The following is a 15,055-nucleotide window of genomic DNA, read 5'->3' as shown; positions in this document are numbered from 1 at the left end:
TTTTATACTATTACTATTATGCGCAGTTTGTTTTTAGTCTTATCAATATTAGTATTTACATCGTCTTACAGCATGGCTCCCAAATTAAATTGGGACAATGCGGTTGATAATGCAGTTAGAAAATATGGTCTGCGAACTGAGCCAGAACTCCTTAGACTATTTGCAAAATCGAACGTCGCATACCCTCCCAAAGACATAGCACTCTTAGCCTTCAAAAAAGAAAGAAGAATGGAATTATGGGCAAAAGATAGCAATACTACCTGGCGCTATATCCATACTTACCCATTAACCGCCTTCAGCGGTCGTTTAGGCCCTAAACTCAAAGAAAGAGATGGACAAATCCCCGAGGGAATATATCGATTAATAACATTTAATCCTTTCAGTAGCATGCACTTATCAATGATGATTGATTACCCAAATCATTTCGATCGGCTGCAAGCCAGTAAAGATGGGCGCCGCAGACTTGGTAATAATATTTTTCTTCATGGTAAATCATTATCTGTTGGTTGTTTAGCAGTCGGTGATCGGGCTATTGATCAGCTTTTTCTTCTCGTACGCCGTGTAGGCTTAAGCCATGTAAAACTTATTATTGCACCTAACGACCTGCGGATTGCTAAACCAGCAACTTCCAATTTCGCTCAACCACGCTGGTTGCCTGACTTGTACAAACAAATAAGCTCCGCATTAAGTCAATTTCCACACAGAAATAAAATTGCTTGAGAGGTACATAGCTCATTTCAACCGATTAAGTCTTCATACGCACGGCAGGAGTCTCTTCTGCGGGAGAGTCCTTCGCAGCATTTAGGCGGGCTTTAAAATCCTTAAAGCTATTAGCCGCTTTCTTTTCATCAACTGTCCCATCTTTATTCAAATAGACTTCCCCTCTTTTACCCCAATAGCGGTGTGAAGCTATCGCCTTTTGAACTTCAACAGCAGCAGGGTTTTTACTGATATGTAAATTTCTTCTTTCTTCAATTGGCACCCTCATAAGAGCATCTTCAATTCGAGTAGCCTTGGCATTCATACCAACAGTCAATAAACCTGCATTGTTGCGAAAGTCTTGAATAATTGATTTGACCTCCTTGACTGAAGAATCTTTTTTTAACTGCTCCAACGTGCTTGTTAGTTCGGTTTTTAGTTTTAAAAGTACGTCAGGATCGCTTGTTTCTGCAATTGCACGTTTCTTTTTCTCAATAAAATCCCTCATTGCCACATCGTTTGGACCCAATTCTTCGTGCGCAATTGTAGCTAAAACCCTCTTACATTCACTTTTGTAACGATGAACAACTATTAACTCCTTGGCTACAAGAGCTTCAGGAGAGGTTGCCGCCATTATATTTCCTCTTTCTTTTACTGGAATTTGATTTAATGCAATTACAGCGTTTCTATCTCCAGAACTAACTAGCGCCTCCCTTAACCCTATTAATTGAGGATCCACTTTAACTTGTTCGAAAGCGTTTAATTCATCTTTTATTTTACCAACCTCAGCGAGATTTTTTGCTTCTAGAATCTCAGCCTGCTTAGCCATAACAAATGCATTCATTGCTGTATCCGCTTTGCCAAATCCCTTCCTGTTAATTTTTTCTAAAATTTCATTACATTCATTTACAGCAATTATTTTTTGGATTCTTGTCAATTCAGAGACTGCTTCACTGACTGGAATACGTTGTGCCGGGTCGACTTTAATCATTGCAGAAATGAGTGTTTTTAATTGACGTCCTGGTGCACTTTGGAAAATTGGCGCTGAGAAATCAAACTCTGCAGCATCATTTTTCCTATAAAGGTATTCAAAATCACATTGAGTAAGATATTGATATAAATTTTTTCCTAACATAAAAGAATGCATTTTATCTGCCGAGAAAGGTACTCTATCCCAACGCTTAAATTCAGGTGGATTCATATAACCTGTTGATAGAAGACTGCACCATTCATTTGCTGGACTTTTGTAATCAATATTTCCCGCCGCATCGGTAAATGCAAAAGATTTGGTGTCCGCAAGACGTACCCTTCCATTGCGATCTAACAGCCAATTCGTGTTTTTCATGTCAGGAAAACCACAGCCATCCCGACTAATATCATTTAGAATAGTTCCCATTTGACTATAGATATCAAGAGCTGATTGCAGGCGAGCAGCATTGTTCGGACGTTGTTTTGAATGACTCTCCAGATCACCGCCAGCACAAAACTCAGTTAGCAACAATGTTCGAGTCCATCTTTCACTACTACTCGCGTCCACATAAGTAGCTTGTCGTTCTGCCGCAACTGGAGTGAGTGTTGCCTTGAGTGAATGCTCCCTGAGATGCGCCTCAACTTTTTTGGGCATATTTAAGCGATTATCGACTTTCAAAACAATTTCTGAGCCATCAGCAAGGGAAGTGATTTTGAAATTTTTTGAATTTCCTCCGCCCAAAAATTGAATAGAGTGCTTCTTTAAAAAGGATTGAAATTCCTCATAGCCTTCTTCGCCGCGGCTATATAACCTTTTAAAATCTGTCAAATCAAATTTTGCCCCCTCGGCTAAAATAGTTAACAAGCGCGAGGTCTTTTCAGGCGACATATTGGCAAGTATTTCTGCAAAGCTATCTTTATTAACAGGGGTGATAGGAGGCGAGGCAGGATTTATCTCTAAAACCTTATGTAAGGATAAAATTCCCAGCTTTGCAAATTCTTTCTTTACATTGCTATATAACGTCTGATGAATCGTTTCACGATAACCAGCTGAAAAACTCATATATGCAGCTTGGTACTTACTATCCACAATCTTTGCATAATGATATACCCCTTGCAGGGCTCTAATTTTTCCTTCTTTATCCCTCGTATCGTTATAAACTTTAATAAGCCTGTTTAACTCATCTATATCACCATTTACGCTCTTAATAAATTTGTCTACCATTTGAGCTGTACTTTTTGATAAATGGCTGGTAGAAGGTGAAGTTATATACTTAAGTTTGGCCATTGGCTCTAATCTCGGCTACCCTTACGGCCACAGATGGAGTGCCTCCAGCCACAACTTCCCGTCGTTCAGGATCCGGTAGTTTTGGTACAAATTTTTTGTCAGGATTAGCGGCCTTTAACGCCATTAAGGCAGCTATTTTTTCTACTGCCTGCTCTTTTTTATAACTTTCGGGGATATTAAAACTAGCACGCAGAAATGAAAGAGCCGCATCTTTATGAGCTGTTGTGTACTTTGGTTTAGGACTATTATAAATATTCCAAGCGTAATCTATTCTTTGCGCCAAATGCCCTTTACTATCAGAATAGATCCCTCTATCCAACAAATGCTCTTTGCGGAGAGTCTTTCTGAAGAAGCCCATAACTGATTTTCTTGGAGTAGACCTATTTTAAATGTATACTTTTAACCTTGATTTGTAAAATATTGATACATTTAGCATTGAATTTAGCCACACCAAGATACTAGTGCGTTTACAACTACCTGATAAATTTAAATTTCTATAAATTTATTATTCTAAAAATGTTGATGGGCTTAACAACGACTATTCTTGCAATATTTTGATAATGACTTTCTTTTGGAAAGATGTTTGCATGATCACTCAACAAAAATTCGCAAAAACTAATAAATTCGCTCTATACTGAATTAAAACAATAACACAGTAATGAGATGGCTACTTTCAAAAGACAATCCTGGTCAACCATTGATTTACATACACTTCCTCCACAAGACTCTTTGTTAGGTTGTCTTGTGTTACTAACGCGTTATTATCGAAATCCCTACTCTGCACAATCTTTGACGGCAAGATTACCTTTGGAAAAAAATAAACTCACTGTTAAGTTATTTGCCCGAGCAGCTGAGCGTGCTTCATTGAGTGCGGAAATATTCGATAAATCTATCGATAAAATCAAGAGCAATGAACTTCCTGCAGTTTTACTATTGGAAAAAGGCGAAGCCTGCTTATTAATACAAGATGCCCAAGGAAAGCGTAAGATTATTAATCCCCAAACGCCCACTGAACAACTGGATCCGGCAGCCATTTCAGATAGCTATACTGGCCAAACCATTTTGGTGCAACCAGAATATAAATATACTACCCGTGCCGAAGAAACCTTAGGGAAGCCCCCAAAAAACTGGTTTTGGAAAGTGTTCCTAAAGTCTTGGCCGACCTACTCTGAAGTATTGGTGGCCTCTCTGCTAATTAACATTTTTGCGTTGGTTATTCCCTTGTTTACAATGAATGTCTACGACCGTGTAGTACCTAACCATGCCATTGCAACGATGTGGGTATTAGCCAGCGGTGTTGGCTTGGTGTTTCTCTTTGACGTTTTACTTAAAACATTACGTTCACATTTTATTGATTTAGCGGGTAAACGTAGTGATATTGAATTATCTGCAAACATTTTTGAGCAGATATTAGGAATCAGTATGGATACCAGGCCAAAATCAGTAGGAGCCTTAACCAACACGGTTCAATCTTTTGAAATTTTCCGGGACTTTATCACTTCAAGCACGATAACAATTTTAGTTGATTTACCCTTTGTCGTTATTTTTATTTTAGTTATTTATTTTATAGGTGGCAGTTTATTCTGGATTCCTTTGCTTACTATCCCCATTATTTTTGTTATCGGTATTTTACTGCAATTCCCTTTGATAAAATTGACAAAACAGTCTTATCAATACGCAGCGGAAAAGCAAGCCATTCTATTTGAATCGCTTTCCAATATTGAAACAGTAAAAACAACCACTGCTGAATCTGCCTTACAATCAAGATGGGAGCAATTAATTGGTCTTGCCGCAAAAACAGGAATGAAATTACGTCTAGTATCCAATACCAGTATTAATCTCACTATTCTTGCACAACAGGCTGCAACAATTATCATGGTTCTCTCCGGTGTCTATCTTATTAGCGAAGGTGATTTAACAATGGGAGCACTTATCGCCTGCACCATTTTAACTGGCCGTGCACTTGCTCCCATGTCGCAAGTGGCCTCGCTTTTGACTCGTTATTATCAATCCGTTAACGCATTAACATCGCTTAATCGCATTATGCAATTACCAATTGATGTTAATGAAGATAGTCACTTTCTGCACAGACCGGTGTTGCGTGGACAAATTGAATTTCATCAAGTCTCCTTTAACTATGATGATGCTAAAAATTCTATTTTAAAAGCGATCAGCTTTAAAATTAAAGCCGGAGAAAAGGTTGCCATTATTGGTCGTGTGGGCTCAGGAAAATCGACGCTTGCCCGTTTAATACTTAAACTTTATTTGCCTGGCGATGGGACCATCCTTCTTGATGATACGGATTATCGCCAAATTAATCCCGATGATTTGAGACAGCAAATTGGCTATGTCCCACAGGATATCACTTTATTCTATGGTAGTGTCCGAGACAATATCTGTGTTGGAGCCCCTTTTATTGATGACGCCTCTTTAATAAGAGCCGCTAATATTGCGGGCGTTACTTCCTTTATAAACAGCCATCCTGACGGTTTTGACAGACAAGTTGGTGAAAAAGGAAGTCAACTGTCGGGTGGACAACGGCAATCTGTCGCAATCGCCAGAGCCTTGTTACGTAATCCCAATATATTGCTTCTTGATGAACCAACTTCCGCAATGGATGACAATAGTGAGCGACATTTTAAAACCCAACTGCTTGGGCATATGACAGAAAATCATACCCTTATTTTAGTCACGCATAAATTTTCCATGCTGGAACTGGTCAATAGAATTATCATTCTTGATGATGGTAAATTAATCGCTGATGGTCCTAAAGAATCTGTACTTTCAGCATTAAAAGCTGGCATGACTGTCGAGAGGAAAACAAAATGAGGCGCGAAGAAAAATCACGTCTATTTACTCACATTATTCTTTGGAGTTCTGTTTTATTTATTATATGCGCTACTCTCTGGGCAAATTACGCTATTCTTGACGAAGTGACTGTGGGACAAGGAAAAGTTATTCCTTCAAGCCAAGTACAAGTTATCCAAAATCTGGAGGGTGGTATCGTCAGTAAACTCTACGTCCATGAGGGCGAGATCGTCGATAAAGACCAGGTATTGATGCAAATAGACAATACTCGATTTATGGCAACTTATGATGAAGCACAAAAGAAAATCGCTGCTTTAGAAATTCAGATACTACGTATCACTGCGGAAATGAATCAAAAACCAATGAATATTCCACCAGAATTTGCTGAAAATAACGCGGAACTTATTGAGGCTGAAAAAGCCTTATACCAGTCGAGACAAGAAGAATTAAAACAACTCAATGATGCTTTACTTGCGGCAGATAAAGAGTTATCACTCTCTAAACCATTAGTTGCCAAAGGTGCTATTTCAGAAGTTGAAATTTTAAGATTAGAACGTTCTGTCAGTGAAATAAAAGGTAAAATTCATCAATTCAAATCGCAAGCTCTTGAACAACTCAATAAAGCTAAAGGTGAGTTAGGGGCTCTTAATGCCGCCCATCGAGCAGATAAAGATAGACTCACTCGTACCACTGTTCGCTCGCCAGTAAAGGGCGTTGTAAAGAGGCTCAAAGTAAACACCATAGGTGGCGTTATTCAACCGGGAATGGATATCATTGAAATAGTTCCTCTTGATGATACTTTATTGATTGAAGCAAAAATAAAACCAGCGGACATAGGCTTTATACGTCCTGGACAAAACGCCGTAGTTAAATTAACCGCCTATGATTTTTCAATTTATGGTGGCTTACCTGGCAAAGTTGAACAAATATCAGTGCCGATACAATTACTGACGAAAAACCAACTAATGGCAAAGAGGAAACCTATTATTTAATTCGCGTCAGAACAGAAAAAAATTACTTGGGAAGTGAGAAAAAACCGCTTTACATCATACCAGGCATGATGGCAACAGTCGATATTCTAACTGGCAAAAAGTCCGTCTTGGACTATTTGTTAAAACCCATTTTAAAAGCTCAGCAAACGGCACTGAGAGAACGCTAAATGGATCCCGTATAAATTGCCATGCAATTTTTACGGGATAATGTTCGTTTAAGAACTTTAGAGCTCTGATTAATTATCATGCTCAGGAGCAACAACAAAAATACCAGGCGCATTTCGTAGATACTCGTTGTAATCCATACCGTATCCAAAAATATAATGGTCATCGACTTGCAAACCTACAAAATCAGCTTTTTTTAAACCATTAGGTACACGCTTGTGGTGTTTGTCGACTAATACAGCACAATAGACTTCTGCTGCCCCCATCACCTTGACTTCTTCAACAATAGCTGCCAGGGTAACACCGCCATCAAGAATATCATCAACAACTAAAACCGTTCTTCCTGTCAAATCAATACTAGGCTTTACTTTCCAATGCAACTCCCCACCTGTAATTTCACCACGATAACGTGTAGCGTGGACGTAATCTACTTCTAAAGGGAAATCAAGGCGCGGCAACAAATTCCCCATAGGGACTAATCCGCCAATCATCACACACAAAAGAACAGGATTTTTATCCTGTAACTGTTCATGAATATTAATCGCCATTCTATCTAGAGCAGCCTCAACTTCTTTAGTAGTAAATAGGCAACTTGATTTTTCATAAACCTCTTTGATTTTACTTGGAATAGACATCTGATATCCTAAGAATTTTGACGATCGGGTTATTAATCTTTACGTTTACCAGAAACTGGAAACATGCTTACCTTACCTTCATCTTTCGATTTATCTCTAACTTTCGCAGCACCCTGCTTACTAACTTCGTCAATACGAAAAACAGAATGCATTGGAATATAAGTACGCGTCACATCATTAAACTCTACCTTCAAACGCTCTTCAGACGGATCGACAACCAAGGATGTATTCTCACCAAAAACAAAATCCTCAACTTCGAGAAAACCGAACATTTCACTTTCAGAAACTTTACGCGCGTAAATCTCATAAATTGCTTCCTGATTTGCGAACGTTATACGATAAAGTGATTTTTTTGACATGCAAACTAACCTAAAAATAAACCAAGGCTATTATACCGAATGTTCATGGGCTTATCCAAGCAATTAAGCGTTTTTATTGATCGGTATCCACAATTTAAATTGGTTGCAACGGCACCCGATTCGTCAGTAAGAACTCGTCTTCGCAAGCAGTTTCCAAAAGCACATCAGGATGAGCCTCTTGCTGTTTTTGGGCTACCAAACAATAAAATCCAGGGGGGCAAGGCCAAATCATTTTACCTAATTCATTAAGTATTTCTAATTTATGTAACCATTTTTCTTTTTTTAGTGGGGGAATGTAATAAAAACTCGATAAATTACAAAGTACATAACCACGATGAACCATAGCTCTCTTTACAAAAAAAGCAGACATTGATTTACCAGCATAAGCACCAAAGCAAGGCAATCTTCCCAGATGCATCTTGACTCCCCAAAGGCTCATAGGATTTATTCCCAAAAAAACTGCATATCCCATAGGCTTTAAAACTCTATCAATCTCATCTAATGGGTTTTTTTGATGCGTAAAAGCCTCCAAGGTTAAAGGAGCAATTACACAATCGACACTCTCCCTATCAAGAGGTAATTGAGTAAAGGAACTAATCAGGGTACTTTTAGCTGGATTTAAGTAGGGGGTAACTAACCATTTATGGCTATAATGCAATGCTTGCAGCCACAAATTATCACCGCAACTTCCTAGCTGTAATAAGGTAGTCCCATACAAAAAATCACTAAGATGGGCTAATTCCGCAATGAAAGCATGTCCTAAATGAATGCCCTGCGGCGAGTTAAACCAGTCATCAAGGGCATAAAACCTAGTTTTCAGATCCTCGAAAGACAAAGCACTCGCCTCATATTTAATAAGCAAAACTTCCTTTTTGTATCATACAGTCATACTCTACAGCAAGATATCTATTTACAATAACCATCAAGCATAAGCAGATCTTTTTTATGCATTGGTTTAAGGAAGCTACCACTATTCAACAATAGAAAGCCCCTGTTCCAATCCTGCCTAATTCAATTTTAAATCTAGAATGCTCCATTAAAGCCCTCCATGGCCAACATTTTCCTTTTTTGTTCTTGACAAGCGCATTGTGAGCCATAATAATTCGGCGATTTTTAACCAATTTGCTGAAAGGATAATCGGCGCTTAACTAGGAAAAATATGCAAAATAATAAAGTAGTTATGTTGGCTCTTATCGCCCTGCCTTTGACTTTTTCTCTGAATGCCAATGCCTCTAAAGGCTCGACCGATTATAGTTTTAATGGTTTGTCGCTTAGTGCCTCATTGGGAAGTTTATCCGGCAAATCACAAGAATACGTTTATGATTCGGAGACTGGAGGAAAAATAAGTCAACTGGATTGGCGGATCAAAAACGCACCTATCGTTAATGGTGAAGTCAATTATGATTTACTATCCTGGCTTAGTCTCAATGGCAGAGGATGGGTTACTCTAGGTAAAAGCAAAACGACAATGGATGATTATGATTGGCTGGATCCTTTTCAATCTAATTGGACGGATTGGTCTCATCATGAAAATACCCACCTTAATTATGGTAATGAACTCGATTTGAATCTACGAGCATGGATCATGCAAAAACAAAACTATAAATTAGGCGTTGTCGCAGGGTATCAAAGAAATAGTTATAGTTGGCGTGCAGTTGGTGGCTGCTATCAGTATGAAAATGGCAGTGAGATAGGCTGTTTTGTAAATGATGAAGGGGGAATAGGTTATCAACAGAAATTTAATACTCCTTACATAGGTTTATCAGGAAAATATATAATCAATAATTTTGAGTTTAATGCTCTGCTTAAATTTAGTGATTGGGCTAATGCGCAAGATCGAGATGAACACTACTCTCGTGGCCTAACCTTCAAAGAGCGTGGGCAAAACTCAAGGTTCTATTCAGCAACTATTGATGCTGGGTATCATTTTACTCAAAGTACGAAGCTTTTCGCAGCAGCCTCCTATAATCACTATTCAATAGGAATAGCTGACACTGAGATAATAGATAACATGACTGGTGAGCGCGCATATTTCAATAATGCAGCGGGTATTGCCAATAAAAGTTATATTCTCTCTTTAGGGATCCAATATCTTTTTGGATAATGAACTACGTAATCGAGCCCAATGTGTTTAAATCTACCGTTGGGCTTTTTCACCACGAAATCTTTTGCCAGATAGTCTGGCCCCAATCTTCTAGCCTTACCTTTATGCAGAACATATTGAATTTAGCTTTTTTTTCTTTATAGTAACTGAGGGAAATTAAAAGGCTAATCATGGAAAAGACAATAAAGCCACAAGAACAACTACAAGGAATTGCCCAATTACTCGTACAAAATAAACTTATCACGACTGAAAAAGCACTTGAATATCAAGAAATTGCTTTTAAAAACCAACAAACTTTGTTGCAATATTTAATTGGTGGCCAATTATTTTGTGCGCAAAAACTTGCACAAGCGATAGCAGAACATTATTCTGTTCCCTTAATCGACCTGGATAGTATTGACATCAATTCTATCTCTCACACCCTGATTAATGAACATTTAATTCGCCGCCACCATATTGTACCGCTTTTTATTCGTTCCAATCGCTTATTTTTAGCCACGGACGATCCTGGCAAACCCTTTTTATTAAAAGAAATTCAATTTCATACAGAGCTTCCTGTCTCTATCGTAGTCGTTGAAAGCGATAAACTCGGTAAATTAATTAATAACATACTGTCTGGAAAAGAAAAACAGCATGCCCCAATTGGCCTGACCTATTTAGAAAATTATGAAAACCCTGAAGAGATAGCCCCAGCTATTCAATTTGTGAATCATTGTTTACAGGATGCAATTACTAAAAGAGCATCTGATATTCATTTTGAACCTTATGAACATAAATATCGCATTCGTTATCGTCGAGATGGTTTGTTATTCGAAGCAATATCACCGCCCCTAAGCCTAACCAATCAGATTACATCCCGCATTAAAGTAATGGCTAATCTTGATATTTCTGAGCGTCGCGTCCCACAAGATGGGCATTTTAAAATGAACATATCCCATAGCCGCACGATTGATTGCCGGGTAAATACTTGCCCTACCATTCATGGCGAAAAAATTGTTATAAGAATTCTTGAGCAAGCACTTCCCCAATTAGGCATAGATGCACTGGGATTTAACACAGTTCAAAAAAAACAGTTTTTAAACGCTATAACACAACCACAAGGTCTGATCCTGGTAACCGGTCCTACAGGCAGCGGCAAAACAATTTCCCTTTATTCAGCACTTGCCCTGTTAAACAGTGAAGAAAGAAATATTTCAACTGTCGAAGACCCTGTGGAAATTAAAATACCAGGGATTAACCAAGTTAATATTAATACCAAAGCTGGCTTGACTTTCCCTACCATCTTACGTGCTTTTTTACGACAAGATCCTGACGTTATTATGGTAGGTGAAATTCGTGATCTTGAAACAGCAGAAATCGCTATTAAAGCAGCTCAAACTGGCCATCTTGTTTTATCTACCTTGCATACGAATAGTGCTGCTGAAACACTTAACCGCTTACTCAATATGGGTATCCTGCCTTTCAACATCGTTAGCACTACTCGTTTATTAGTTGCGCAACGTTTAGTAAGACGCTTATGTCTTTATTGCAAACTGCTACGCAATGATATTCCTCCGGACGATTTAATAAAACTGGGTTTTCATAAGGGAGAGCTCTATACGCTCCAATTGTATAAATCGGGCAGCTGTAAGCAATGTATCAATGGCTATTATGGCCAAATAGCTTTATTTGAATTACTTCCCATGACCCAAACAATAACAGAACTTATTATGGCCGGAGGAAATTCAATGGGTATTCTCCAACAAGCGCAACGCGAAGGCATGGTCACTATCTATCAATCAGGTCTTGAAAAAATAAAGCAAGGGCTTACCACCATAGAAGAAGTTCAACGAGTAGCTTTGAGTAATGTATGACTAACAAAATAAACTACTATCAATGGCAGGGACTCAACCGTCATGGAGAAAAACTGACAGGCTCCCTTGCAGCCCCCAATCTTGCAGCAGTTAAAATTGAATTACGCAAGCAAGGAGTGATTACTAAGAAAATAAGCAAACAATCGTTCTTCTCTTGTCTCCGTTTCAATAAAAAAATTACCACAAATGATATCACATTGTTTAGCCGACAGATGGCAACCCTAATCGAGGCAGGCATACCCTTAATTCAATCCTTTGAAACGCTTATTAAGGGCTGTAAAAATCAAGCAATGAAAACTCTACTGCAAATTGTTAAAAAAGATATAGAAACGGGGCTTACGCTCACAGAGTCCTTTCGTAAACATCCATCATTTTTTAATACCCTGTTTTGCAATCTTGTCGATGCCGGCGAAAAGTCAGGCTCGCTTGAGGTCACGTTAACCAAGCTGGCAGTTTATAAAGAAAAAATGGGTGTCATTAAAAGAGGAATTAAAAAAATACTCACCTATCCTTGTGCTGTTTTAAGCATAGCTCTATTTGTCACCGTTGCACTGTTGACATTCGTTATTCCACAATTTGCACAATTATTCAAAACCTTTGAGGCTGATCTTCCTTTATTAACACGAGGTATCATTTATTTATCTCAGGTTTTTCAAAATTACTGGCTTATAATCACTGGCGCACTACTTGGTATTATTTATAGTCCATTCTATGCATTCAAGCGCTCTCAACAATTTCGACAATGGTTAGACAAGCGCTTGCTAAAAACGCCATTTCTTGGGGTTGTTCTTACAAAAATCATTATCGCTCGATTTGCGTGGACCCTCTCCATTACTTTTGCCGCTGGCCTTCCCTTACTTGAAGCATTAAAATTGGTTGCTCAAGTGACAGGTAATTCCATCTATACCCAGGCAATCAATGACGTTTGGAAAGAGATCGGGAATGGTCAACAGTTGCAAACTGCTTTAGGCAGTAAAGCCTTATTTCCAGCAATGGTAATTGAAATGATCGCTGTTGGAGAAGAATCAGGTACTCTCGAGCAGATGCTTACTAAAATAGCTACTTATTATGAAGAAGAGGTAGATAGCGCAATAAGTACTTTAAACAATCTCTTAGAACCTATTATTATGTCACTTTTAGGACTGCTGATAGGTATTTTGATAATTGCCATGTACCTTCCTATTTTTAAACTTGGCTCAATAGTGTAGAAAATAATGCTTAATCAATTGCAAATTATTCATTCCCCAACAACTTATACATTGCTTGCCCTTTTTTCTTTGGCTATAGGTAGCTTTTTAAATGTTATTATTTATCGTTTACCTCTAATGATTCAGGCTGAGTGGAAGAAAGAATGTCGTCAGATACTGAACTTGTCTCCAGAATTAAGCGAAAAAATAAATCTATTTTTCCCTCGCTCATTCTGTCCCGCCTGCAAAACAATGATCCCTGCAATACATAATCTTCCATTGCTTAGTTATTTATTCTTGGGTGGCCGTTGCAGGCAATGCAAACACTCAATTTCACCGCGCTATCCCTTGGTTGAAATTATCAGTTGTTTACTGGCCCTATTAGCTGCCTGGAATTTCGATTTTAATTTAACCTTGGTTTTCGCATTGTTATTTATCTGGTTTATTATTAGCTTATTCTTTATTGATCTCCAGCATCAACTCTTACCAGACAGCCTTACTTTAGGCCTGCTTTGGCTAGGATTAATCGCAAATACGCAATCGCTTTTTACGTCTTTACCAGACGCCGTTTTAAGTGCCGCCTGTGCTTATCTATGCCTGTGGGTATTTATTCAAATCTTTTACTTATGTACTGGTAAAATAGGAATGGGACACGGTGATTTTAAATTATTTGCCGCTTTTGGTGCCTGGTTTGGCTGGACCCAATTACCACTTATTTTATTATTTGCTTCCTTAAGCGGTATCCTAATAGGAGTTATCTATCTAAAAGCCAAAGGAAAAACCACAACAAATACACCCATTCCCTTTGGCCCCTTTCTCTGTATTGCTGGCCTCTTCTCGCTATTTTGTGGAAAGTCTTTTATAAATTGGTATTTAACTTTTCTATTTAACTAAGGTTTACTGAAAGCAAGGAGGTCAGTGCTAGTATACTGATCTCCTTACAATGACTGATTAAATCAACTTTTATTGCGATGCTTCATTAAAGCGGAGAAAAATTCAGGTTTATTCAAGCCTATTGACGCAAATATCTGTGGAACTCTATCCCAACTGTTTTCCTGCTCGATACTCGCAACCACTAATTCAAATCCTCTATCACGATCAGGAGTAACACCCCAACCATTTATATAGCATAAGCCACGTAAACGTTTTGCTTCCACATGCCCAAGTTTTTCTGCCGCTTGCAAATAGACATGCGCTTCTTCATAAAGCTGAAGCATTTGGCGCTCATTTCCTGGGCTTGCAAAAAGTTTTCCTTCCTCAAGTTTTGCTCTGTAGTTGGCTTCATCCAATAGTTTTTTACCTAGCTGGTATCCAGCGACTGAATCATCCAATGTTGAAGCCGCACGTAAGCAGGCAACAACCATTACATCCGCAAAAGGATATTTTTTATGGCCTATTAAAGAATGATAGATGGCTCCTAACTCATGATAATAAGAAATTTCTTTTGCTAATACCTCATCTTTTGGCTGATTGTGAACACGATTATGCTGCATCGCCTTTATTTTTTTATTTAGTCTTCTAATTTTAAACCGTTTAAAAAGCATGCCAGCTCCTTTTATGGGACAGTTAATAACCATTGTAGTAACGACAAGGCTAATAAAACTAACACTATTAGCAACACTATTTTGAAACCAAAACTTAGCGTCGCTTTTACTTCTTCTTTTATTTCTATCTGCTTGTCTGTTTTTACCGGTTCAATACCATGAATTTTATTATCTATGTGATTTGAAGCTAGATGAGAAATATAACCGCAGATCAGGGCTGGAATAATAAAAATGAAAAAAATTAGCCAGGAAGCCCCTGCTTCACTAAAATCATAATATTCTTTTAACCATTCATGCCAATTTAAAACAATCGCAGGGATATCATAATTCCATCCCCAAAAAAGATAGGGAACAACATAAAAGCCAAGAGCAAATAAAGTTAAACTAAGTAATAGCGTAACGATACCAAGAATAAAAACTTTACTATTTTGCTCGTAGCGATCTGGTTCCAT

The 15,055-nt window shown here is 38.2% G+C and carries 14 protein-coding genes; 7 read left to right on the top strand and 7 right to left on the bottom strand.

Annotated features, from left to right (window positions below):
- Nucleotides 1-18: 18 nt before the first annotated feature.
- Nucleotides 19-720 carry a L,D-transpeptidase family protein gene (locus Lfee_RS15750; protein WP_112854605.1) on the top strand — a complete coding sequence of 234 codons (702 nt, stop codon included), beginning with the start codon at nucleotides 19-21 and terminating at the stop codon, nucleotides 718-720.
- 25 nt (nucleotides 721-745) lie between these two features.
- On the opposite strand, the gene Lfee_RS15745 is transcribed toward Lfee_RS15750, so the two are convergent.
- Together Lfee_RS15745 and Lfee_RS15740 are read right to left on the bottom strand one after the other, a co-directional pair.
- A complete protein-coding gene (locus Lfee_RS15745) occupies nucleotides 746-2,956 on the bottom strand; it encodes a protein kinase family protein (protein ID WP_058447924.1) in 2,211 nt (736 codons plus the stop codon).
- On the bottom strand, nucleotides 2,943-3,314 hold the full coding sequence (locus tag Lfee_RS15740) for a hypothetical protein (protein WP_058447923.1): 372 nt from the start codon (nucleotides 3,312-3,314) through the stop codon (nucleotides 2,943-2,945). The genes Lfee_RS15745 and Lfee_RS15740 overlap by 14 nt, the downstream gene beginning before the upstream one ends.
- A gap of 305 nt (nucleotides 3,315-3,619) precedes the next feature.
- Between Lfee_RS15740 and Lfee_RS15735 the strand changes: the two genes are divergently transcribed.
- Nucleotides 3,620-5,785, top strand: a complete 2,166-nt coding sequence (locus Lfee_RS15735; RefSeq protein WP_058447922.1) for a type I secretion system permease/ATPase — start codon at nucleotides 3,620-3,622, stop codon at nucleotides 5,783-5,785.
- On the top strand, nucleotides 5,782-6,756 hold the full coding sequence (locus Lfee_RS15730) for an HlyD family efflux transporter periplasmic adaptor subunit (protein WP_238584945.1): 975 nt from the start codon (nucleotides 5,782-5,784) through the stop codon (nucleotides 6,754-6,756). Before Lfee_RS15735 ends, Lfee_RS15730 begins: the two co-directional genes overlap by 4 nt.
- A gap of 236 nt (nucleotides 6,757-6,992) precedes the next feature.
- On the opposite strand, the gene Lfee_RS15725 is transcribed toward Lfee_RS15730, so the two are convergent.
- The 3 genes from Lfee_RS15725 to Lfee_RS15715 all read right to left on the bottom strand — a co-directional run bounded on the left by Lfee_RS15725 (nucleotide 6,993) and on the right by Lfee_RS15715 (nucleotide 8,777).
- Nucleotides 6,993-7,556: a hypoxanthine-guanine phosphoribosyltransferase gene (locus Lfee_RS15725; protein ID WP_058447921.1), complete on the bottom strand. Its 564-nt coding sequence runs from the start codon at nucleotides 7,554-7,556 to the stop codon at nucleotides 6,993-6,995.
- 32 nt (nucleotides 7,557-7,588) lie between these two features.
- Nucleotides 7,589-7,915, bottom strand: coding sequence for a DUF1820 family protein (locus tag Lfee_RS15720; RefSeq protein ID WP_058447920.1), 327 nt, complete (start codon nucleotides 7,913-7,915; stop codon nucleotides 7,589-7,591).
- 94 nt (nucleotides 7,916-8,009) lie between these two features.
- The gene (locus Lfee_RS15715) at nucleotides 8,010-8,777 is read right to left on the bottom strand and encodes a class I SAM-dependent methyltransferase (protein WP_058447919.1); all 768 of its coding nucleotides are present in this window, start codon (nucleotides 8,775-8,777) and stop codon (nucleotides 8,010-8,012) included.
- 297 nt (nucleotides 8,778-9,074) lie between these two features.
- Between Lfee_RS15715 and Lfee_RS15710 the strand changes: the two genes are divergently transcribed.
- From Lfee_RS15710 to Lfee_RS15695, 4 genes are all read left to right on the top strand, one after another.
- On the top strand, nucleotides 9,075-10,019 hold the full coding sequence (locus tag Lfee_RS15710) for an omptin family outer membrane protease (protein WP_058447918.1): 945 nt from the start codon (nucleotides 9,075-9,077) through the stop codon (nucleotides 10,017-10,019).
- 170 nt (nucleotides 10,020-10,189) lie between these two features.
- Nucleotides 10,190-11,872 (top strand): type IV-A pilus assembly ATPase PilB, encoded by a 1,683-nt coding sequence (gene pilB, locus Lfee_RS15705; RefSeq protein ID WP_058447917.1) that lies wholly within the window; start codon nucleotides 10,190-10,192, stop codon nucleotides 11,870-11,872.
- Complete coding sequence (locus Lfee_RS15700) at nucleotides 11,869-13,080, top strand: type II secretion system F family protein (RefSeq protein WP_058447916.1); 1,212 nt, start codon at nucleotides 11,869-11,871, stop codon at nucleotides 13,078-13,080. Before pilB ends, Lfee_RS15700 begins: the two co-directional genes overlap by 4 nt.
- Before the next feature lie 6 nt (nucleotides 13,081-13,086).
- Nucleotides 13,087-13,953 (top strand): prepilin peptidase, encoded by an 867-nt coding sequence (locus Lfee_RS15695; protein ID WP_058447915.1) that lies wholly within the window; start codon nucleotides 13,087-13,089, stop codon nucleotides 13,951-13,953.
- Between the two features lie 62 nt (nucleotides 13,954-14,015).
- On the opposite strand, the gene Lfee_RS15690 is transcribed toward Lfee_RS15695, so the two are convergent.
- Both Lfee_RS15690 and Lfee_RS15685 read right to left on the bottom strand, forming a co-directional pair.
- Complete coding sequence (locus Lfee_RS15690) at nucleotides 14,016-14,603, bottom strand: SEL1-like repeat protein (protein WP_058447914.1); 588 nt, start codon at nucleotides 14,601-14,603, stop codon at nucleotides 14,016-14,018.
- A gap of 11 nt (nucleotides 14,604-14,614) precedes the next feature.
- A complete protein-coding gene (locus Lfee_RS15685; RefSeq protein WP_058447913.1) occupies nucleotides 14,615-15,055 on the bottom strand; it encodes a hypothetical protein in 441 nt (146 codons plus the stop codon).

The organism is Legionella feeleii, assembly GCF_001467625.1.
Classification (GTDB): Bacteria; Pseudomonadota; Gammaproteobacteria; order Legionellales; family Legionellaceae; genus Tatlockia; species Tatlockia feeleii.
This window is presented reverse-complemented; position numbering and strand designations above follow the sequence as displayed.